The 21,833-nt window shown below is 59.0% G+C and carries 18 protein-coding genes and 1 pseudogene; 10 read left to right on the top strand and 9 right to left on the bottom strand.

Annotation, left to right across the window (positions count from 1 at the left end; all coding sequences use genetic code 11):
• Positions 1-469: 469 nt before the first annotated feature.
• Positions 470-712, bottom strand: a pseudogene (locus tag IEY47_RS20655) (NUDIX domain-containing protein); the annotation flags it as partial.
• 480 nt (positions 713-1,192) lie between these two features.
• Here IEY47_RS20655 and aptA point away from each other — a divergent pair.
• The 4 genes from aptA (at position 1,193) to IEY47_RS00025 (ending at position 5,410) form a co-directional block, all read left to right on the top strand.
• Positions 1,193-2,539, top strand: coding sequence for an omega-aminotransferase AptA (aptA, locus tag IEY47_RS00010; RefSeq protein ID WP_188981101.1), 1,347 nt, complete (start codon positions 1,193-1,195; stop codon positions 2,537-2,539).
• A 67-nt stretch (positions 2,540-2,606) separates the two neighbouring features.
• A complete protein-coding gene (locus IEY47_RS00015) occupies positions 2,607-4,103 on the top strand; it encodes a CoA-acylating methylmalonate-semialdehyde dehydrogenase (protein ID WP_188981102.1) in 1,497 nt (498 codons plus the stop codon).
• A gap of 273 nt (positions 4,104-4,376) precedes the next feature.
• Complete coding sequence (locus tag IEY47_RS00020) at positions 4,377-4,727, top strand: CidA/LrgA family protein (RefSeq protein ID WP_188981103.1); 351 nt, start codon at positions 4,377-4,379, stop codon at positions 4,725-4,727.
• The gene (locus IEY47_RS00025) at positions 4,724-5,410 is read left to right on the top strand and encodes an LrgB family protein (RefSeq protein WP_188981104.1); all 687 of its coding nucleotides are present in this window, start codon (positions 4,724-4,726) and stop codon (positions 5,408-5,410) included. The genes IEY47_RS00020 and IEY47_RS00025 overlap by 4 nt, the downstream gene beginning before the upstream one ends.
• Before the next feature lie 26 nt (positions 5,411-5,436).
• On the opposite strand, the gene IEY47_RS00030 is transcribed toward IEY47_RS00025, so the two are convergent.
• Positions 5,437-6,336, bottom strand: coding sequence for a LysR substrate-binding domain-containing protein (locus tag IEY47_RS00030; protein ID WP_188981105.1), 900 nt, complete (start codon positions 6,334-6,336; stop codon positions 5,437-5,439).
• A 147-nt stretch (positions 6,337-6,483) separates the two neighbouring features.
• On the opposite strand from IEY47_RS00030, the gene ydiJ reads away from it, so the two are divergent.
• Together ydiJ and IEY47_RS20660 are read left to right on the top strand one after the other, a co-directional pair.
• On the top strand, positions 6,484-9,510 hold the full coding sequence (ydiJ, locus tag IEY47_RS00035) for a D-2-hydroxyglutarate dehydrogenase YdiJ (protein WP_229779140.1): 3,027 nt from the start codon (positions 6,484-6,486) through the stop codon (positions 9,508-9,510).
• Between the two features lie 448 nt (positions 9,511-9,958).
• Complete coding sequence (locus IEY47_RS20660; protein ID WP_373293503.1) at positions 9,959-10,141, top strand: hypothetical protein; 183 nt, start codon at positions 9,959-9,961, stop codon at positions 10,139-10,141.
• A gap of 147 nt (positions 10,142-10,288) precedes the next feature.
• Here IEY47_RS20660 and IEY47_RS00045 read toward each other — a convergent pair whose 3' ends face one another.
• The gene (locus IEY47_RS00045) at positions 10,289-10,981 is read right to left on the bottom strand and encodes a DJ-1/PfpI family protein (RefSeq protein ID WP_188981107.1); all 693 of its coding nucleotides are present in this window, start codon (positions 10,979-10,981) and stop codon (positions 10,289-10,291) included.
• Between the two features lie 227 nt (positions 10,982-11,208).
• Between IEY47_RS00045 and IEY47_RS00050 the strand changes: the two genes are divergently transcribed.
• Positions 11,209-11,787 (top strand): NADPH-dependent FMN reductase, encoded by a 579-nt coding sequence (locus tag IEY47_RS00050; protein WP_188981108.1) that lies wholly within the window; start codon positions 11,209-11,211, stop codon positions 11,785-11,787.
• Positions 11,788-11,876: 89 nt separating this feature from the next.
• Here IEY47_RS00050 and IEY47_RS00055 read toward each other — a convergent pair whose 3' ends face one another.
• The 3 genes from IEY47_RS00055 to IEY47_RS00065 form a co-directional block, all read right to left on the bottom strand.
• Positions 11,877-12,311, bottom strand: a complete 435-nt coding sequence (locus IEY47_RS00055; protein ID WP_188981109.1) for a hypothetical protein — start codon at positions 12,309-12,311, stop codon at positions 11,877-11,879.
• Between the two features lie 107 nt (positions 12,312-12,418).
• A complete protein-coding gene (locus IEY47_RS00060; RefSeq protein WP_188981110.1) occupies positions 12,419-13,405 on the bottom strand; it encodes a tripartite tricarboxylate transporter substrate-binding protein in 987 nt (328 codons plus the stop codon).
• A 107-nt stretch (positions 13,406-13,512) separates the two neighbouring features.
• Positions 13,513-13,953, bottom strand: a complete 441-nt coding sequence (locus tag IEY47_RS00065) for a response regulator (protein WP_188981111.1) — start codon at positions 13,951-13,953, stop codon at positions 13,513-13,515.
• A 351-nt stretch (positions 13,954-14,304) separates the two neighbouring features.
• On the opposite strand from IEY47_RS00065, the gene IEY47_RS00070 reads away from it, so the two are divergent.
• The 3 genes from IEY47_RS00070 (at position 14,305) to IEY47_RS00080 (ending at position 17,440) form a co-directional block, all read left to right on the top strand.
• Positions 14,305-15,162, top strand: a complete 858-nt coding sequence (locus IEY47_RS00070) for a WecB/TagA/CpsF family glycosyltransferase (protein WP_188981112.1) — start codon at positions 14,305-14,307, stop codon at positions 15,160-15,162.
• Positions 15,163-15,333: 171 nt separating this feature from the next.
• Positions 15,334-16,839, top strand: coding sequence for a sensor domain-containing diguanylate cyclase (locus tag IEY47_RS00075; protein WP_188981113.1), 1,506 nt, complete (start codon positions 15,334-15,336; stop codon positions 16,837-16,839).
• Positions 16,840-16,987: 148 nt separating this feature from the next.
• Positions 16,988-17,440, top strand: a complete 453-nt coding sequence (locus IEY47_RS00080; RefSeq protein ID WP_188981114.1) for a PA2169 family four-helix-bundle protein — start codon at positions 16,988-16,990, stop codon at positions 17,438-17,440.
• 258 nt (positions 17,441-17,698) lie between these two features.
• Here the strand turns inward: IEY47_RS00080 and IEY47_RS00085 are convergent, their stop codons facing one another.
• The 3 genes from IEY47_RS00085 to IEY47_RS00095 form a co-directional block, all read right to left on the bottom strand.
• Positions 17,699-17,881, bottom strand: a complete 183-nt coding sequence (locus IEY47_RS00085; RefSeq protein WP_188981115.1) for a hypothetical protein — start codon at positions 17,879-17,881, stop codon at positions 17,699-17,701.
• Positions 17,882-18,053: 172 nt separating this feature from the next.
• The gene (locus tag IEY47_RS00090; protein ID WP_188981116.1) at positions 18,054-20,195 is read right to left on the bottom strand and encodes a TonB-dependent receptor family protein; all 2,142 of its coding nucleotides are present in this window, start codon (positions 20,193-20,195) and stop codon (positions 18,054-18,056) included.
• Positions 20,196-20,556: 361 nt separating this feature from the next.
• Positions 20,557-21,801 carry a saccharopine dehydrogenase family protein gene (locus IEY47_RS00095; RefSeq protein WP_188981117.1) on the bottom strand — a complete coding sequence of 415 codons (1,245 nt, stop codon included), beginning with the start codon at positions 21,799-21,801 and terminating at the stop codon, positions 20,557-20,559.
• Positions 21,802-21,833 lie beyond the last annotated feature (32 nt).

Consider the following 21,833-nt stretch of genomic DNA (forward strand, 5'->3'; position numbering starts at 1 on the left):
TGTTAAAGAGCGTTTCGATGAGCCTTTCGTCTCAATCGAGGCCGCGCATTCTACAGCAGCCTTTCAACCTGTCAAGCGTTATTTTCGAAAATCTCTTTTCTACTCAATCGCTTGCCGCTTCCGATCCACCCTAGCTCGTCAGCGGGAGGCGAATCTTACAGCATCCTAAAACGCTGTCAACCACCTCTTTCAACCGCTTTCGATCTGCTTCGACCGAACCACCAACAGGACACTACCACCACCCTGCCAGCGCCGCGCATTCTACTCGAATCCGCCTTCCGTGCAACCTTTAATTTAAATCTAAACCCTTGATCTACAAGGCTTTTCAGGTTCAGGCTGCGCCGGAAGTGGTGCGCATTATAGGCCCTCAAATCAGGCCGTCAATAGGAAATTCGAAGAAATGTTTCGACGCGCGAATCTTCCGCTTGGCGATAAGTCCCTCCAAGTAATTTAGCTTAGTTGCTGTGGCTCATCCTGCAAGTAGCTTCATTGCGAATCGGCGGACACACCGTTTATTCAGCTTTTTGACTGCCATCCACTTACACGCTTCGATCTCACTCGCTGCGCAGGGCGACCGATCGTTATGCGCATCCACCTCAAATAGATACCACTCTAATGACGTTACATACCGCGCATGCTGTGCATGTAAACCCGCTTCCCCTGCTAACTCTCGAACCGCCGCTTCATAAGGCGATTCTTCCTTTTCTATCTTCCCGCCAGGTAACGATCATTTAGCGTGAGGCTTCCTCACCAGAAGGATCTGGTCTCTGCGACGGCATAAGATAGTTGCGCGATGTTTGACGCCCGCTCGCCGTGCGGAGGCACGTCCATAGGACGACAAGCGTCAGATGCGATCTCTTTCTGCGCTACTGCGACTTCGCCCACCTGCGTCACGCACTCCGTTCGAATTAGCTTCCGTTAGCAGGGATACCGGATACGTTGGGATGGTTCCAATGACTGCCTCAAAAGTCACTGGCATCGACCGCATGCCGGACAGCTATAAAGGCTGCGTGCTGCGCAAAATTGTCCTGAGCTCCATCGCGGCACTTCGTTACGCACGGAATCTATTGCATGAATGTTTAGTCGAGCCCGGAACGAATACCCAAAAAAGCTCATTTGACACCTGCCCGGTACGTGGCACTGTCCCTGCGAATCGTACTCCACCGTATGAAATTCTAATGCCGAGGTCCGCATGAACATGCCGCAGATGGCCACTCCACCGTTGTCCAGCACCCTCAAATTGGACGCGCACTGGATGCCTTACACCGCAAACCGAGCGTTCCACAAAGACCCACGCATTATCGTGGGTGCCGAAGGTAGCTGGCTGTTCGACGACCAGGGCCGCAAGATATACGACAGCCTTTCAGGCCTCTGGACGTGTGGCGCCGGCCACGCCCGCAAGGAAATTCAAGAAGCAGTTGGCAAGCAGCTGAGCACGCTCGATTACTCTCCCGCCTTCCAATACGCACACCCACTTTCCTTCCAATTGGCAGAGAAAGCGGCAGCGATGATGCCGACAGGGCTGGATCATGTGTTCTTCACAGATTCAGGCTCGGAGTGCGCCGATACGTCCATCAAGATCGCTCGCGCCTACTGGCGGCTAAAGGGCCAACCATCTAAAACGAAATTGATCGGACGCGCCCGGGGCTATCATGGGGTGAACGTCGCTGGAACGTCGCTTGGCGGCATTGGCGCCAACCGCAAGATGTTCGGCCAATTCATGGACGTCGATCACCTGCCCCACACGCTCCAACCCGGCATGGCGTTCACGCGTGGCATGGCAGAAGTTGGTGGCGTGGAACTGGCGAACGAATTGCTGAAACTCATCGAGCTGCATGACGCCTCTAATATTGCAGCGGTGATCGTCGAGCCCATGTCGGGCTCGGCAGGCGTCATCGTTCCGCCGAAGGGCTACCTGCAACGCCTCCGGGAAATCTGCACGCAGCATGACATCCTGCTTATTTTCGACGAGGTCATCACCGGCTTCGGGCGCACGGGCAAAGCCAGCGGCGCCGAGTACTTCGGCGTAACACCTGACCTAATGAACGTCGCCAAGCAAATCACCAATGGTGCGATTCCTATGGGGGCTGTCATTGCCTCGAACGAGATCTATCGCACGTTCATGAATCAGCCTACGCCGGATTACGTGGCCGAGTTTGGTCATGGCTACACCTACTCCGCGCACCCGGTAGCCTGCGCAGCCGGCTTGGCGACGCTCGACCTACTCGCAAGAGAAAGCTTGATCCAACAAGCCGCCGAATTAGCGCCTCGCTTCGAAAACGCCATTCACGGCCTGCGCAATGCCAAGCATGTTCTGGATATTCGCAATTGCGGACTCGCCGGCGCCATTCAAATCGCGCCGCGCGACGGGGATGCTGTCGTGCGCCCGTACGAAGCGGGAATAGCACTCTGGAAGGCCGGTTTCTATGTCCGCTTCGGCGGCGACACCTTGCAGTTCGGGCCAACGTTCAATGCCAAACCAGAAGACCTCGACCGCGTCTTCGATGCCGTTGGACAAACCCTGCAAAGCATCGCCTGACCCATCCACAGATTCAGTCATCAATTGGTAGGTAGAGCGCACCTGCTCTCAGATAAAAGAGGCTTCGATGTCCACCATTCCTCACTTGATCAACGGCGAGCGCGTGTCCACTTCGGGCCGCATGGCAGACGTATTCAATCCTGCGACTGGAGAGGTCACCGCTCAGGTGGGCCTCGCCGACAGAGCCCTCCTGCAGCAGGCCATAGACTCCGCCAAAGCCGCCTTTCCTGCCTGGCGCAACACACCACCGGCCAAACGTGCGCAAGTGTTCTTTCGCTTCAAGCAATTGCTCGAACAGAACCAGGACACCATCGCAAAATTGATTTCCGCCGAACACGGCAAAACCCATGAAGATGCGGTTGGTGAATTACGCCGCGGGATCGAAAACGTCGAATACGCCACCGCCGCACCCGAATTGCTGAAGGGCGAATACAGCCGTAACGCTGGCCCTAATATAGACAGCTGGAGCGACTTCCAGCCCGTCGGCGTCGTCGCCGGCATCACACCGTTCAATTTCCCGGCAATGGTGCCGTTGTGGATGTATCCGCTGGCCATCGCCTGTGGCAATTGCTTCATCTTGAAGCCCTCCGAACGCGACCCCAGCTCGACCTTGTTGATCGCCGAACTTCTCTACGAAGCCGGACTGCCCAAAGGCGTCCTGAACGTCATCCACGGCGACAAGGAAGCGGTGGATGGCCTGATCGAGGCGCCGGACGTAAAAGCTTTGAGCTTCGTGGGTTCGACACCTATCGCCGAATACATCTATAGCGAAGGCACCAAGCGGGGCAAACGCGTACAAGCGTTGGGCGGCGCGAAGAATCACGCTGTACTCATGCCTGACGCGGATTTGGACAATGCCGTCAGCGCGCTGATGGGGGCCGCCTACGGCTCTTGCGGCGAGCGTTGCATGGCCATCTCGGTTGCCGTATGCGTGGGCGACCAAATCGCAGATGCGCTGGTCGAGAAGATCGTGCCGGAAATCCAGGCGCTCAAGGTCGGTCCCGGCAGTTGCAAAGGTCTGGACATGGGGCCGTTGGTCACGAAAGCCGCATTGGAGAAAGTCACGGGCTACGTGGAAGACGGTGTCGCAGCCGGTGCGACTTTGGTTGTAGACGGGCGCAGCCTGAAAGTGGCTGACCATGAAAACGGCTTCTTCCTTGGCGGTTGCCTGTTCGACAACGTTTCAGCGGACATGCGCATCTATAAGGAAGAGATCTTCGGCCCAGTGCTGTGCATCGTACGCGTCGACAGCCTGGAAGCTGCCATGGCGCTCATCAATGCGCACGAATACGGTAACGGCACCTGCATCTTCACTCGTGACGGCGAGGCGGGAAGGTTGTTCTGTGACGAGATCGAAGTCGGCATGGTTGGCGTCAACGTTCCCCTTCCTGTTCCGGTGGCCTACCACAGCTTTGGCGGGTGGAAGCGCTCGCTGTTCGGCGACCTACATGCGTACGGTCCAGACGGCGTAAGGTTCTACACCCGGCGCAAAACCATTACACAGCGGTGGCCGCAACGCGCCACGCACGAAGCGGCGCAGTTCGCGTTTCCAAGCAACGGCTAAACGCCATTGGAAATAGCCTCTTAGCGCTGTTGCAGGGGCAAGCCGGGCACGCCCGGTTTGCTCGCAACAGCAACTCCATCTGAAGGAACACGCCCGACCTGCACCCCAACCAGCCCGCTACCGTCCGTGGCACGTCTACGATCTGATCGTGCAAGGGCTTTATCCAGCGAAGCGCTGCAACCATACTGAATCCGCCCATCGCTCGGACATTCAGGTCATGCTACCGATTCGCCCTCCATCGCCTCTGCTTAACGACGTCCGACGGGTGCAACCATGACCGTGCCTGGACTTCTGATTCTCATCGGCAGTTACCTCATGGGTGCAGTCATCAGTCTGTGGTGGTTACCCGAGATCCCCGGCGCCGTCATCGGCATCCTTCTGCTGGTGGCTGTCCTTAGCCTGCTCGGACGCATTCCGGACTACCTGTCTCGCACCTCTGCCACGCTGCTGCAGTACTTGCCGCTGATATTGGCGGTACCCGCACTAGGCATCGTTAGCGCCGACAAATTGCCGCCACCGCAGTGGCTGGGTCTGATCGCAGCAATCACGCTGTCATTACTGATCACGGTACCGTTTTGCGGCTGGTTGCTGCAGAGGCTTATTCAGAGGCGCAAATCTAAATGACGCATTCTTTTCTGACGCAGCCCCTCTTCGCCCTATGGATGACCCTGGCTGCGTTTCAAATTGCCCTGGTCGTGCAAAGACGGACGCGCTCGCTCGTGCTGCAACCGGTGTTGGTCACGGTATGCCTGCTGGCAGGGGCGCTGTACGTCCTGGACATCCGCTATGACGACTATCGTAGCGCCAGCAGTATGCTCTCGATTCTGCTGGGGCCGACGACCGTCGCCCTCGCAATACCGCTCTGTCAAAACATTGCACGCGTACGTCAGTTGCTGACGCCCCTGTTACTGACGGTGTTGGCAGGCGGCGTTCTCGGTGTTGGCCTAACGCTCCTGTTCGGTTGGTTGTTTGGCTTACCTGGCCATTTACTCATGAGCCTGGCGCCCAAATCCGTAACGATGCCGATCGCCATGCCACTTGCTGAGAAATTCGGTGGGCTGGCGGCCATGGCTGCGGTCATCGTGATGTTCACCGGCGTGATTGGCACCGCATTGGCGCCCCCCCTACTGCGCCTGCTCAAGGTGGAGGACCCAGCGGCTCGCGGTCTGACCCTTGGTATGAACGCCCACGCCATCGGCACCGCTCACGCCCTCAACGAAAGCCAGGAAACCGGAGCGTTCGCCGCACTTGGCATGATTCTATTAGGGCTGACAACCGCGCTACTGCTGCCCTTCGTTCTGGGCTGACCCGTAGCGGGCATTCGGCAATTCCTTCATTCATCCAATTCACCGATATCCGCCAGCAGCCATTGCCGGAACGCGTCGAGCGACGGCAGTACGCTGCTGCGCGGTGGATAGACAAGGTAGTAGGCGCGCGGACTCGTAACCGACTTACCCACCGTCACCAACTGGCCTTGTCGTAATTCGTCCTCGACCAAAAGCTGCGGTACGAGCCCGACTCCAATCCCTGCGCGCACCGCCTGAATCAGGTGCGACGTTAGCTCAAAGCTCGGACCGCCTCGCATACGCGTTGGATCAAGCCCGTGGCGACTGAACCATTCGATCCATAACGGTGGATGGCTGGCGACCTGCAGCAACGTTTGCTCGGCGAGCGCCTCGATGGTTAACGGCGCACTCGGCGCGAAGACCGAAGGGCTGGCGACAACCACCATGGACTCATCGAGCAATCGATGCGCAACCAGACCTGGCCAATCGCCGCTTCCCACGCTGATCGCTGCATCTATATCCCCTTCGTCGAAATCCACCGCCTGGATACGCGAATGAATGTGCACCTGTACCCCAGGATTGGCCTCATAGAAATGATGCAACCTCGGTAGCAACCACTTTGACCCGAAGGTCGGGAGTAGCGCCAACCGAAGGGTACCGACGCCCGAACCGTAGGCAACCGCCTGCAACGTCGCGTTGCGAATCTGCGCGAGAGCACCAGTCAGTTCGCGTCGATAGAGGCGTCCGACATCGGTGAGGACGATGGCGCGTCCTTCCCGCCGAAATAATGTAATTCCGAGCTGCGCCTCGAGTGCTTGGACCTGTCGGCTAACCGCGCTTTGAGTCAGCGACAACTCTTCCGCGGCGCGAGTGTAGCTTTCATGGCGCGCCGCCGCTTCGAACGCGAGCAACAACGACATCGAGGGGGTTAGGCGACGGTAATTCATTCATAAACCTCATCGGTCAGCCGCCAAAAATACCGTTGTAGCACGGCGCGGTGCGCCGGAAAATGTCATCCATAGCCATAGAGCCCGAACGAACACATTCGCACAGCGAAGGATTAACGGGCCAACCTAACTGACCGGACGCCCATGATGATTGCCCGTATCCCCACGCCAGCGGCGCCTGCAGCGCCTTACCTTGCCTTTCTCGATGCCTTGCATGCCGCTGGTTTTCGCGGCGACATCGCAGCAGACCATGCGCGGCGTACCGTTCTGGCCACCGACAACTCCATCTACCAACGGCTGCCACAAGCGGCCGTATTCCCCCTCGATGCAGACGACGTGCAAATACTGGCACGCGTCGCCGCCGAACCTGCACACCACAGCGTGAAGCTGACCCCGCGTGGTGGCGGTACCGGAACCAATGGCCAGTCATTGACTGACGGCGTGGTTGTCGACCTGTCGCGGCACATGAACGCCATTCTCGAGATCAACACCGAAGAACGTTGGGTGCGCGTACAGAGCGGCGTGGTCAAGGACCAGCTCAACGCCGCGCTCAAACCTCACGGCCTGTTCTTCGCCCCGGAACTATCGACCTCCAACCGCGCCACCATCGGCGGCATGATCAATACCGACGCCAGTGGCCAGGGCAGTTGCACCTACGGCAAGACCCGTGACCATGTATTGGAGCTGGATTGCGTTCTGCTCGGTGGCGAACGCTTCAACAGCACGCCCTTGGACAAGACCCTACTGGCGCGAGAGCTCACCCGTCTTGATCGCGTTGGAGATGTCTATCGCTGCGCGGAAAGCATTCAACGTGAAAAGGCCGCACTGATCGAAGCACGCTTTCCGAAGCTCAATCGCTGCCTGACCGGCTATGACCTGGCACACCTGCGTGAAGCCGACGGCCGCTTCAACCTCAACAGCGTATTGTGCGGCGCCGAAGGTTCACTGGGTTTCATCGTCGAAGCCAAGCTCAATGTGCTGCCGATTCCCAAATATTCGGTCCTGGTCAACGTGCGTTATGCAGGTTTCATGGATGCCCTGCGGGACGCCCGTGCCTTGATCCAGCACAAGCCGCTGTCGATCGAAACGGTGGATTCCAAGGTCTTGCTGTTGGCCATGCAGGACATCGTCTGGCATGGCGTTGCCGAGTATTTTCCGGAAGACTCGCAGACACCGACCCTGGGCATCAATCTGGTGGAATTCAGCGGTGACGAGCCGGACGATGTCGACGCACGGGTCGCAGCCTTCGTCGAGCATCTGCGCCACGACACAGGCGTAACACGTCTGGGGCACACACTGGCGGTGGGTCGCGCCGCTGTGACCGGCGTGTACGCTATGCGTAAACGCGCTGTCGGCCTGCTTGGCAACGTCGAAGGCGAGGTGCGCCCGCAACCGTTCGTGGAAGACACCGCCGTACCTCCCGAGCATCTGGCGGATTTCATCGCGGAGTTTCGTGCGTTGCTTGACGGCCATGGTTTGGCCTATGGCATGTTCGGACATGTCGACGCTGGCGTATTGCACGTACGTCCCGCGCTGGACATGAAGAATCCGGCGCATGCCGCGCTGGTTCGCCCCATCTCCGATGCCGTCGCCGAGCTCACCCAGCGTTATGGCGGCCTGTTGTGGGGCGAACATGGCAAAGGGGTGCGCTCGGAATACGCGCCGGCATTCTTCGGGGATCTTTATCCCGCGCTTCAGGCGCTCAAGGGTGCCTGCGACCCGCACAATCAGCTCAATCCCGGCAAGATCGCCACGCCCCTGTCGAGCGACGCATCGCTGCTGAAGATCGATGAAGTCACCACGCGCGGGGAGCTCGATCGCCAAATCGACGAGCGCGTCTGGCAAAGCTACGGCACCGCGGTGCACTGCAACGGGAACGGCGCCTGCTACAACTTCGACCCGAATGACGCCATGTGCCCCTCCTGGAAGGCAACCCGCGAGCGCGTGCATTCGCCCAAGGGTCGCGCGTCGCTGCTGCGAGAATGGCTGCGGCTGCAGGGCCAAGCCGGGGTCGACGTACTGGCCCCGGTCGCGAATGGACCGCTGCACTTCCTGCGCTCGCTGCCCGAACGCTGGCGCAACAGCCGAAACCGCGACGACGATTTTTCCCATGAAGTCTATGACGCGATGGCCGGCTGCCTGGCGTGTAAATCCTGCGCTGGACAGTGCCCGATCAAAGTCAACGTGCCGGACTTTCGTTCTCGCTTTCTCGAGCTCTATCACCGCCGCTATCTACGCCCACTGCGTGACTATCTGATCGGCTCCCTGGAGTTCACCCTACCGCTGTTCGCACGGGTACCGTGGCTGTACAACGCGCCCATGGCGTCGCGCTTCGTGGGCAATCAGCTGGCCGAGCGTGTCGGCATGGTAGACAGCCCACTCCTCAGCGATTTCGATTTTCAGGCGACCTGCCGCCGCTGGGGCGTGGTGGTCGCCACACCTAAATTGTTGAGCGAACTGGACGAAACCCTGCGCGCGAAAAGCCTGATCCTGGTGCAGGACGCCTTTACCCGCTATTTCGAAACGCCTGTTTTCGCGGCCTTCATCGAACTGGCCAGCCGTCTGGGCTACCGCGTGCTATTGGCGCCCTACTCGCCCAACGGCAAGCCGTTACACGTCCAAGGCTTTCTCACTGCGTTCGAACGTACCGCGAAACGAAGCGCACGAAAGCTGCAAGAGCTAGCTCGCTTCGATGTTCCCCTCGTGGGTCTCGACCCAGCGATGACGCTGGTCTACCGCCAGGAGTACACGAAGATCGACGGCCTAAGCTGTCCGAAAGTGCTCCTGCCCCAAGAGTGGCTCGCCGAGGCGCTGCCGACCACACCCGCGAAGTCCGCATCCTCTGGGACCTACCGCCTGCTTGCCCATTGCACGGAAAAAACCAATGCCACGGCAGCGGCTGCACTTTGGAACAAGGTGTTCAGCCAAGCAGGGCTAGAGTTGGTGAATCAAGCAACCGGCTGCTGTGGTATGTCCGGCACCTACGGTCACGAAGCCCGTAACCTAGAAACATCGAAGACAATTTTCGCGCAATCCTGGGAGCCAGCGCTTGGCAAGCAAGGCGAAGCGGAGCCACTTGCCACCGGTTATTCTTGCCGCAGCCAAGCAGCTCGCCTCAAAGATTTGCGGCTGCGACACCCTGTAGAAGCCCTGCTAGATCACTACAGAATGTAAACAACGCTACTGACGGTGCCGCTGGAAACAGCGGCACCGTCAGAACCCTAGCCGCTCCAACACGATTGAAAGCGTCATCAAGGTCAGTGATGTCGCGATAACTTCATGTGGATGTCATCGGGTCGCGCAATGATGGCATTCCCTAATCCAGCCAAGGAACGACCCGATGTCTACCGTCGCCCCGCCTACCAACGTCATGGCGTCACAACAGAGCTCATCTACCGCTGCTTTCGATGAAAAGCTCAATATCGCGAAATCCAGTAAAGCGCTGGCGGACTACCTGAAGCAAAAGGGGAAATCCGCGGTGAACACCGATGAAATGAAGCAGCTCGCAACGAATGCGAAGGGCGATGTCCCGGCTGAAGTGTCGAGTGCCGCGGCTTACCTCGTGCGTCACGAAGATGTCTTTACGGCTATCGAAACCCACGACGTCGCCGGTGCGGATGGCCTGTCAGGCGTCTGGAATTTTGAGTGGGCAGCTCAAGGTGGCCTAGACGGCACATCGGTCGCAGCGATCGCCGCCATGACCGATGCATTTGATCGCGCCATCGCCAAATCTGCGCAAATCACCGAAATCACCACCGGCAAGAAAACCGAGCTCGACGCAACCAAGCAGCGCCCGAGCAACTAATACGCCGCACGGCGAGCGCGTACACGCCGGAGAGGGTCGAAGATAGCCGTTATCTTGCAGTCGACCCCATTTGGCACAGATCGAATGGACACACCTGGAAGCGCCAGAGCACCCTGACGAAACCCTCCCATGACCGGAGCTATCCCGCTACAGGCGTAGCCGATCCGCTGCCTGCTCGGTGGCCGACCGCCGATGGTCGATGAAAGGCGCTATCTTCTCTTTCACCCGCGATAGCAGTTCAGGCGGCGCCAGCCGCGGCGACCCCACGCCATAGGGCGGTTGCGGGTCATACTCCAACTGCAGTTCGATCTCCTTCGCGATCTCTTGCCCCTCCAGCGCAGCCACGACGGAGAGCGCAAAGTCGATTCCTGATGTCACCCCGGCACCGGTCAAGCGATCCCGGTCACGCACGACCCGCTCGTGAACTGGGTGGGCACCTAACAGAGTTAGCTGATCAATCGATGACCAATGGCACGTCGCGTGGTAGCCCTTGAGAAGGCCAGCCGCCCCAAGTACCAGAGAGCCGGTACAAACCGATGTGACCAGCTGACATCCTTGGGCCGCGGCGCGCAGAAACTCCAACGTATGGCGGTCACTCATCAACGCGACTTGGCCAGGCCCGCCTGGGACACACAACACATCCAGCCGCGGGCATTCTTCGAAGCGTGTCGTTGGCAGGATGCGCATACCGCGGTCAGCGGTAACGGGCTCCAAATTTTTCCAAAGAAAGTGCACCTCGGCGCCGGGCAATCTGCCGAATACTTCGGCCGGCCCCGTCAGATCGAGTTGCGTCAGGTTCGGGTAGAGCAAGAGTCCGATGTTGTATTTAGATGTGGACATCGCAGCGTCTCCGCAGTCGATAGGCCTCGTTAATCTACTCCACGCGGGCTTGGCCTATTAGATCGATTCGGATTTACGCAACCCGCCGAAAGCAACAAATGCGCGCAACGTTTTCCTGCAAAAATCACCCAAGGTTCAAAAAAACGCGCCAGGCAAATGCGAGTGCGTTTGAATAAACCTGACTAAGGTACAGTGCAACTCCAAATTCCCACCCGCGAGGACTCTTCATGTCGGCTCCCAAACCCCGTCTGCTCGGCATTTCAGGCAGCCTGCGCAAAGGCTCAAACAACACCGCGATCCTCTCCTCCCTGGCGGATGCCATCCGTGATCGAGCTGAGCTCGTGGTGCTCCCACTCAATAAGGTGCCGCTGTACGACGGCGATATCGACGTCGACCCGGTACCGGCAGGCGTCGCCGCGCTGCGTCAGGCAATTGCCGACGCGGACGGCGTCATCATCGCTACACCGGAATACAACTACGGCATGTCGGGCGTACTGAAAAACGCCCTCGACTGGGCATCTCGCCCCTATGGAAAAGCGACGCTAACCGGCAAGCCGGTGCTGACGTTCAGTTCATCACCGGCCTTTACCGGCGGCGTTCGCGCGCAGGCGCAACTCAACGAAACGCTGACCGCCATTGCCGCGCAACTCGTGTTGCGCCCACAGACGGTGATCGCGTCGGTTCACGAGAAGGTGAAAGAGGGTCGCCTGGTGGACGAGACCACGCTGGGCTATTTGAAAGCGGGTGTGGAAGACCTGCTGAGCAACATCGAGCGCAATGCTGCGGTGATTCGACAGGAAAGCTAAAGCGCTCCAAGGCGATACCTGCGCGCAGCACCGCCTTGGTCCGTACGCAGATGGCCAAGATGGGCATGCCCGATCTTGGCCATCCTTTCTCACACGTACGCCTGGCGAGCCATACCGCGCGGCAGACGGCTTCGACCCGGTAGATCTTCCAAGCGCTTTTGCCAGGCCGCACGCACCGAAACGGCCGATTTGGTCACTTCAGCCGTTGGCGGATTGGCTTTCGCCGGATGGATCTTCACCGGATCACGCTTCACCGGATTCCCCTTCACCGCGTCGATCGTTACCGGATCCGCCTTCACCGGATTAGCACTCACGGGAGCTGCTTTCGCAGCACGCGCCGCGGCGCGTAGCTCTGCCAGGTTCGGCGTACGACGCGCGAGGTTGGCGGCTGGTGTGACTTCTTTGTCCAGCGAACGGAGGCAAAGCTTGCACGTGACCTGCGCTGGTTCATGGGTCGCTTTGATGCTGTCGCCACCTCGCCCACAAGCGACTTCGTTGGAGGACGGCGAGAAATGAATGACCAACGTTACTTCTCCAGCTAAAAACAGGCGCGGGATTCTACCGATCCTGACCGGCATTGTGTTCAGCTTGGCGGAAGGTGCGACGCTATGCCACCGAACCGGAACGCTGGCTACCCGCTGATGCGACTGAGCCCGAAGCTTTGCACCATGCCCTTGTACAGGCCGATTTCGCTACGCATACGTTCGGTGATCTGCGCCGGATCGAGCATCACGTTGTCGAGAAGAAGGCGCCCTTGAAGGTCAGCGTACTTGGACGTCGCCTGTAGCTTTCGAATATTCCCGTTCAGGCTGCGGGCCAAGCTGTTCGATATACCGGACGGGCCAAACCATCCATACCAACCATTGATCACGATATCGCCGACGCCCGCTTCCTTGAAGGTTGGCACCTCGGGCCACACGGCCTGACGGCGAGCACCGCTTACGGCCACGGCGCGGACCCCTTCGACGCCCAACGTCGGCACGTTACCGCAAATCGCCACGCAAGCAGCGAGCGCCCCGCTACGCAGATCACCGAACATGGACAACGGTGTGCGATAGGACTGTGGGCGTAATGCGACCTCCTTCGCGCGGGCGAAACTCAGAGCCGCGAGATGCCCTTCCGAGCCATAAATCGAGAACCCAAGGTCACGAAAGTCGGGATTATCCGTTACCCATTTCAAGTAGCCGTCGACTGTATTGATCGACACGGGCACGGCAGGCCCCAACACCAGCGCGTAGGCATACTCACCCAGGATGGCAATGGGTACGAAATCGTTGAGCGGGTCGTAGGGCAATCGCTCGTAGATGCTCGGGAAGACGGTCATGCTGCCCGCCTGGGCCTGCAAAAGCGTTGCACCGTCTGCCGGGGAGACCTTAACGACGCGCGCGGCGTCCAGCCCTTCGCCCGTGTCGATGATCTGCAAGTCGTAACGCATATCGTAGTCGTCTGCCATCATTCGCAGCACCGCCGATGCGAAACGGCTTCCAACCGAGCCGGCGGCAAGCCCGAAGATCAAGCGCCCGGTACTGGGCATTGATTGGGCGCGTAGCGTACCGGGGACACCCGCCAGCAAAGTGGCTGCGGCGCCGGCGTGAAGCAGTGTTCGCCGGTCAAGCATGAAAGACTCTCCGATGGGCTTTCCCCATGACGATAGCCCATGCAACGAAAAGTGCCTGGCGCTGCGCACCACGATTTGCATTCGGGTGCGCGCGCTCCTGGGTGCCTTCAGCCGCTGGAACCCTGATCCATACGCTGTCTTTCTGCCTCCCCGTTGCGCATCAAGGATTCGGCCAGTTCCGAGAGCGAAGCGATGGTCCAGGGCTTGTCGAGCAAAACGATGTGTCTTACCTCGGGCAACGTCACTTCGTACGCATACGCGCTGATCATGATGATCGGAAGGGAGGGCCATCTTTCATGCGCTTCTACGACTAAGTCGAAGCCACTCAATATCCCTGGCATCGCATGGTCCGTGATGACGAGCGACGGCTGTTCTACGCCACCGCGCAGGTAACGGGCCGCCTCGTCTGCGGTTCCGAATACCTCGGTCCTGCATCCCCACCATTCGGCCAGATCCATGAGCATCTGTTGAATGGCAGGTTCGTCTTCCACAATAACGATCAAATTCATCGAGAGTGCCGGGCTGTCTTTTAAGCGATATTGAAGCATAGGGTTATGACACGTACCGATCACTCACGTGCCATTCAGCCGAATTGTGCGCAAACCCGACGTCGCTCTTCTATGAGTTAAAGGGGAGCTAGCCACTTTCCCGCCGCAGTGATGAAAGACCCACAGGCGCCATGACGGCAATCCATCCAGATTTTTTTAGAACTACCCGAGCGCTTTGCTCGTCTTAGCCGAACCCGCGCAGGCATCTGCCAAGGGCTCTAGCTCGGTACATCGGCAAGGCGAATCGTTCGGCAGAACGAATCGAGGCCGTGCTTTAGTAGCATTCAAGGGTGACATGTGGCGAGTGCATTCATTAGGGCTGGTGATCCATTGATCGACCGGCTGTGCTTGATGAGCAAGGACGATTTAATTCCACTGTTCGACGAGCTATGCGGGCTTGGAACGCCTACCATCCTCGGATTCCTCAATCAGCATGGTTACAACATCGCGCAAACGAGTGCGTCGATGCGTCATCACTTCACCCAAATGCGGTACGTTCTTCGGGATGGCATCGGAGTGAAGATTGCTTGCAAAGCCAGTGGCAAAGACCCCAAGGCGAATCTCAACGGGACGGACCTGATTCCCGAACTCATCGCCTACCTGGTTGATCACTCAGCACGCGATTGCCAACTGTTCGCCATGGGCACCCGTGAGCCGTGGGTCACCGAAGGGTCGAAAAGCTTGTTTGCCGGGCGGCCATTCCACGCAATCGAGGGGCATCAGGAGAACGAGGTTTACCTGGACTTTTTCAAGGCGCATTACCAGCCCGGTACGCTTGCCGTCATCGTGCTCGCGTTGGGCATGCCGCGGCAGGAAGAACTTGCCTCGTTCTTGAAACAGACTTTGGATGTCCCCTGTTTGCTGATCTGCGGCGGCGCCATGCTGGACTTTGCCTCTGGCCGATTTCCACGCGCGCCCTTGCTCATGCGCCGAATGGGCTTGGAATGGCTATTTCGTTTACTGCTCGAGCCTCGTCGCTTATTTGGCCGCTATGTCGTCGGCATCCCTTTGTTCCTGTACTACATCGCGCGCAATGGCGTTCGGCTTAACCGTCCTCGTTCCGGGCAACAAACCGCACATCACGCCCCGCTGCCGTTTCCTGAAACCTCTTCTGAAAGCGCATCGGTCAATACAGCGCTCGATTGCACGCTCGCCAGTACTAGCGACGCAACCTCGGACTGCAACGCCAAGACAGCTAACCACGGCTGATCGGGGTCAGTTGGCGCCACTGACGGGCCGAGCACCCGACTGCCCGCCGTTTGCCTTCCGCCAGGCACCAACGCGATGGTGGCGGCTCAAAAAGAAATGCTCTTCAGTCAGGCGATACCTGTGCAGACCCCACAATCAAAAATCGGTCATGCAAGACGCTTGGTAGTGATCATGGCCGGCTTCATCAGTCTCGCGGTCATTTTGCTTACCTACGTACAAGTGACGTGGGACAAACGCGTGGCCGTGGAACAGCATGTCGAGGAAGTGAAGAACCTCTCCACAGCCTTGACCTTGCAGGCGGAATCCACCATCCGGGACGCGCATACCGTTCTGCTCAGCATCCAGGCCAAACTGGCCCTGTCTGGATACACGGAGGCTAATTTCGCCGAAATCCGTGAGCTGTCGCGAGTTCAACTCGGTGTGCTACGTGAGCTGGAAAGCTTCGCGGTGGCAGACGCCGACGGCGCGGCGCTCATGACGACCGTCGAGACCGCTGCCGCACCCTTCACTGCCGCCGACCGCGAGTTCTTCGCCTATCACCGCATCACTCGCAATCCGAGCCTATACATTGGGTCGCCGATCCGCAGTCGGCTCACGGGAAACTGGGTGATTCCTTTATCGCTGCGGCTGAACGACCCTGAAGGTAACTTCCGCGGCGTGGCCCTCGCATCCCTAAACGTGCAGCGCTTCATTGATTTCTACCAAGAGTTTGACCTAGGCCCGGAGGGCTCGATCAGCCTGTTCAAGCGGGACGGTTACATCCTCGCGCGATCCCGAATGCCCGCGGAAAGCATCGGCATCAACATATCCAAAAGCCCTGTACTTCAAATGATGAACGAGCACGGGGTCCCCCGTGGCACGCTCACCGCGAAAAGCGTCATCGATGGCATGACCCGGATATATGGCTTCGATGCGAGTACGCGTTATCCCATCGCCGTGGCCGCCGCCATCTCCGAGCATGACGCGTTGACGGTTTGGCGCAGTCGCGCCATGCAAGCCTGGTTGCTTTCGGCAATCACGTTGGTGATTTTCACAGGAATGACGGCGCTCATCTGGCGCGCGCTGACTCGCCAGGAACGGATGGAAACTCGGCTGCAGGCCATGCACAGCGAGCTGGCCCAGGCCAATCTGACCCTGGAGGTGATTGCCAGTGAAGATGCGTTGACGCGGTTGGCGAACCGCCGCAAGTTCGACGAAACGCTCGATACGGCGTTCCGTTCCCTACGCTCACGCGACCGACCCATGGCGCTGCTGCTGATCGATGTCGATTACTTCAAGCGGTTCAACGACGGCTATGGCCACCCCGAAGGCGACGAAGCCTTGAAACGTGTCGCCGATGTGCTCCGGCAATCCATCCGTAATGATGTGGACACCGCCGCACGATATGGCGGTGAGGAATTCGCACTTATCCTGCCTACGGCTAACGCGGAATCCGCGCCCGTCGTGGCGGAGCGAGTCCGCAGCGGCGTCGAAGCCCTACGGATCACGAACGAAGGCTCTCCCTATGGAACGCTGACCGTGAGCATCGGCATCGCAGTACTTCCGTCGAATCATCGCTTGCAAGATCCGAAGGACCTGCTTCTGGCCGCGGACAAGGCGCTCTATGCCGCGAAGGCGGAAGGTCGCAATCGAATTGCCCACCAGAGCGTCTGCCGCAGTGTTTTCACCAATGGTTGAGCGCACGTCGGAACAACCATCGGCGGCCCTATCACCTCCGACCACTCACCATGCGGCTTGAACGATCAGCAGTCCTGTCGAGTCAAGTTTTAAGGAGTCATCACTAACCTGTGACGAACTGAATTCTTACTGCCTAGAGGTACTGTTCATGGACAACAAAGCAACGATCTCCGAACTGAATGACCTGATCGAAACCTGCCTTGACGGCTACAAGGGATTCAAAGAGTGCGCGGACGACCTCAAGGATCCGCAACTGAAATCCACCATGCTCAAGCGCGCGGAAGATTGCAGCCAGGCAGCCACCGAACTGCAACAGCTCGTCACCCGCCTCGGCGGTGACCCAGAGCAGAAGGCCAGCGTTTCGGGCGCTCTGCACCGCAAGTGGGTCGACATCAAATCCGCGGTGACCGGCAAGAGCGACGAGGCGATCCTCAATGAATGCGAGCGTGGCGAAGACGTCGCCCTCAAGAGCTATAAGGAAGCGCTGGAAAAAGATCTGCCAGCCGAAGTACGCATGGTCGTCGAACGTCAGCTGCAAGGTGTCCAACGCAACCATGACCAGGTCAAAGCCCTGCGTGACGCTGCTCGCGCCCGCGGATAAATTGCATCGAGTGGTTGCCTGAAGGCAACCACTCAGCCCCTTGCGAGCTTGAAGGACTATCGCGCAAATGCGCAGGTGTTTCTTTACAGCAGACGTTTCGTTTCAACTGGCCCCAATTCGCCTTTCGTAACGCCCGCTACACCACTCCCTCATTTTTCTATTCGAACCGCTACGGCTGTACCCCGTGACGAGTACAAATGACGCCCGCGGCTCCCCTACAAGCGCCGGTTCATTCGGGAAAAGGCATCAACTCGAGAACTAGGGCTTGTCGCTCTTTTCTTGCTCGCTGAGCGTGACGACCTTCGCCGCGGCTTCGGTCTCCGAATTGAAATGGAAGGTCTCGCCGTTTTCGGCAAGCACCTGGAAGACGGTGCTCTGTCCTGGCCGGCGATGCTCTTCAGGGATGTCCGTGCCTTGCAGCTGTTTCAATGTAACGGCCATGTGTTCGTCCTCGCGCTGAGTAAAGCCCAGTCAAAGGGCCAACGCTATTCCGACAGCAGTAGCTCGACCGAAGTGCACAGCGAAGTGTTTCCGATCGCTAATTAGGTAGTGCGCTCAACCTGTGCTCATCTTGCGAACACCAGATGAGTGCAATCAGGTTAGTTTGCATGACCTAATTGAAGTGATACGCGACGCCGACGAACGCACCGAATCCTTCACCCGGCGTCGAACGCGCCGCATCCCCGCCGTTATCGTTATAACCCGGGGTGACCGTGGCGGCGTAGCGCTTGTCCGTGAGGTTGCGCAGGTCGAGCCAGGTCTGCCAATCGCCTTTCGGCGCCGCATAGCCCAGCGTCGCGCCGAAGATGGCGTAGGCGTCGGCGTAATAGGAGTTCGCGTAATCGACGGCCACTTTCGAGGCGTACTGGGTGTTAAGCCCCGCGTAGAAACCCGTCGGATGGTCGTAGCGCAACTCGGCCTGATAGTAGTGACGCGGCAGGCCTGGCAAGCGATTGCTGCCGTAGGTGTCATCGTCACGGTAGTGGAAGTCACTGAACGTATAGGCCTGACGCAACGCCAGCGCACCGGCCGCGCCGCCCTGCCAGAGCGAGCTTTCCATCCCTGCTTCGATTCCCTGATGCACGGTAGGGCTGGCGTTGGATTCGGCAATGACGTTCGGCTCGACTTCCACGCTGAGTAGCTCGTGGCGAACGGCCGAATAGTAATAGGCCAGGTCCCAACGCCCGATGGCGGAATCCCCACGCGTGCCGATCTCGAAGGTGGTCGCCGTCTGGTTATCCAGAGAAACCGCCGCGCTTTGCCGGTTGCTATAGGGCTGGTTGCTGGCAGGGAAACGATATGGCGAACCCCAGATCATCGACCAGGGATGTGGTGGTTCCACCGAGCGGCTGATATTGCCGTACACCTGCAGGTCCGGGTCGATCTGGTAGCGCAGGCCGATGCGAGGCGCGTAATCCCATTGGTGTTCGCTGACCTTGTCGTCATTGGCCGGCCAGGTCACTTCACTTTCACGTCGCGTGTAGATCAACGCGAGCCCCGTGGTCAGCCACAGGTCTGGTGCCAGTTCCAGGTCGTTGCTGGCATGGATGACGTTGTCCGAGCCCTGGTGGATGTAGTCGCGCATCAGGGTGCCCGACGGGTAGGTCGTGCCGCCCACGGTCAACGGCATATGCGCCGTCTCCCTCGACTTGGTACTCGGCAGGTTCGTCGTAGTACGGAAACCGATCGTGGAATTGCTATCGAGACCGAACAACGTGTGATGCCGGCGGTAGGCAAGCGAACCGCTGACGTCGCTGTAGTCTACTCGCACGCGGTAGTCGCTTTCGCGAATGTCCATGGGGTAATGGTGGTAGGCCAGCCCCACTTCCAGCGAAGAGTCATCATCCAGTTGCAAGGTCGTCTTGTTCGCCAGCCAGGTGCTCCCCGGCTGATCGCGTCGAGCGTCGATGCGCAAGCTGTTAGCGCTGGCATCGCGTGGGCTGTGCTCGATCTGCGCCTTGGTCAGCCGGCCGGGCGTGTCGTGCTCGGTTTCGCGGTAGCGCAGGTAGAAGCGCGTTTCCAGATTTTCGTTGATGCGGTAACCGACGTTAGCCGCAACGCCTTTACCGCTGCCGGACGCATGATCCTGGTAGCCGTCGTAACGGCTGTCGGTGAGGTTGATGTAGTAGTCGAGGTCACCAATCTGCTGGCCGGAGCTGATGCTACGTTTCTGGTAGCCATGGCTGCCGGCCTCGTAGCGCAACTGCAATTTGTCGGCATCCCGGCCAGTGCGGGTAATGTAGTCCACGGCGCCACCGAGCGTCAGGGCCCCGCGATCGAATCCGTTGGCCCCACGCAGTACCTCGGCGCGGCTGAGCCACAGGGGTTCGAGCAGTTCATAGGGCGTGCCGCCCGATCCTGTCAGGGGCAAGCCGTCGAGCAATACGTGCAGACCCGATGCGTGCGCGCCGGGGCCCCGATTGATACCCGAGCCGCGCACCGACACCTTCAGTCCTTCGTTACCTGGCGATTGCGCATAAACGCCCGGCTGATAAGCCAAAACGTCCTGATTACCGGCGACACGCCCGCTGGCAACGCGGTCCATGTCCACCAGATTGGTTCCACCCGGCACGCTCTTCAACTGCGCCTCGGCTGCCTGCTGTTCAGTCAACGTCTGGCTGGAGACCCGAACGCTATCCAGCTGGACAGCGCCGGGCGCGGTATCGGCATAGGCAGCCGAAAACGAGCCAAAGGCCAGCAAGCCGGTTGCGAAAAAGTGACCTGTACGCAGGGGAAAAGGAGGCAGTGAACGCATGATGCTAGGGGAATCTCCGAGGGAACAGCGGGCAAGTTCTGGGGAAAGACGTGGCTATGACGCACAAGACGCGTGACGGACCACGTTTCTGCGGGCCTCAGCCAGAGGCGGCGCATGATGATGGCCACGGGCGTCGCCGGCAACCGTTGGATGCGGTAATGCAGGGCCAATCATGTGTAGGGGCGGGTTTACCCGCGAACGCGGTGGCTGGGCCGGCGCGATCTTCACGGCGAAAATAGTCTTCGCGGGTAAACCCGCCCCTACAAAAACCATTACCAGCCCGGCACAAACAGATCAGCCGGCAAGAAAACATGGGATAAAAAAATGCGCCCATCTGGGCGCATTTTTTACTACGGGTCGATCAGACGAGCGCATCCCACGGGCGATCGCCCTGCTCGTCCTTGATCCGCGTAGGCAGGCCCATCACGTCCAGCGCCTTGAGGAACGGCTCGGCCGGTAGCTCTTCCACGTTGACCATACGCGACACGTCCCACTCGCCACGGGCTACCAGCAGCGCAGCGGCAACCGGAGGCACGCCGGCGGTGTAGGAAATGCCCTGGCTGTCCGTCTCAGCGAACGCTTCTTCGTGGTCGGCCACGTTGTAGATGAAGACCTCACGCGGCTGGCCATCCTTGGTGCCTTTGACCAGATCGCCGATGCACGTCTTGCCGGTGTAACCCGGTGCCAGCGAGGACGGATCAGGCAGCACGGCCTTCACCACTTTCAATGGCACGACCTCCAGGCCTTCGGCGGTTTTCACCGGTTGCTCCGAGAGCAAACCGAGGTTCTTCAGCACGGTGAACACGTTGATGTAGTGCTCGCCGAAGCTCATCCAGAAGCGCACGTTCGGCACGTTCAGGTTCTTGGAGATCGAGTGCACTTCGTCGTGGCCGGTCAGGTAGAGGTTCTGGGAACCCACGACAGGCAGATCATCCGTACGCTTGACCTCGAACATGGTGTTGGTCGTCCACTGGCTGTTCTGCCAGCTGTAGACCGTACCGGTGAACTCGCGGAAATTGATTTCCGGGTCGAAGTTGGTCGCGAAATACTTGCCATGACTGCCAGCATTGACGTCGAGGATGTCGATCGACTCGATCGTGTCGAAATGCTGTTGTTGAGCCAGGGCCGCATAGGCGTTCACCACACCCGGGTCGAAACCGACGCCGAGAATGGCTGTAATGTTCTTCTGCTGGCATTCCTCGAGGTGTTTCCACTCGTAGTTGCCATACCAGGGCGGGGTTTCGCAGATCTTGCCCGGTTCTTCATGAATGGCGGTGTCCAGATAGGCAGCGCCGGTATCGATGCAGGCACGCAGCACCGACATGTTGAGGAAGGCTGAACCGACGTTGATGACGATCTGCGATTCGGTCTCGCGGATCAGCGTCTTGGTCGCCTCGATATCTAGTGCATTGAGCGCGAAAGCCTTGATTTCAGCGGGCTGCTTGAGGCTGCCCTTGGCGTTCACACTGTCGATGATGGCCTGGCATTTGGAGATGTTCCGTGACGCGATGGCAATACGACCGAGTTCGTCGTTGTGCTGCGCGCACTTGTGGGCCACCACCTTGGCGACACCTCCTGCACCAATGATAAGAACGTTCTTCTTCAATTGTTTCACCTCCAGGGTACTGCGTTGTTAAA

The sequence above is a fragment of the Pseudomonas matsuisoli genome (genome assembly GCF_014647635.1).
GTDB classification, from domain to species: Bacteria; Pseudomonadota; Gammaproteobacteria; order Pseudomonadales; family Pseudomonadaceae; genus Pseudomonas_P; species Pseudomonas_P matsuisoli.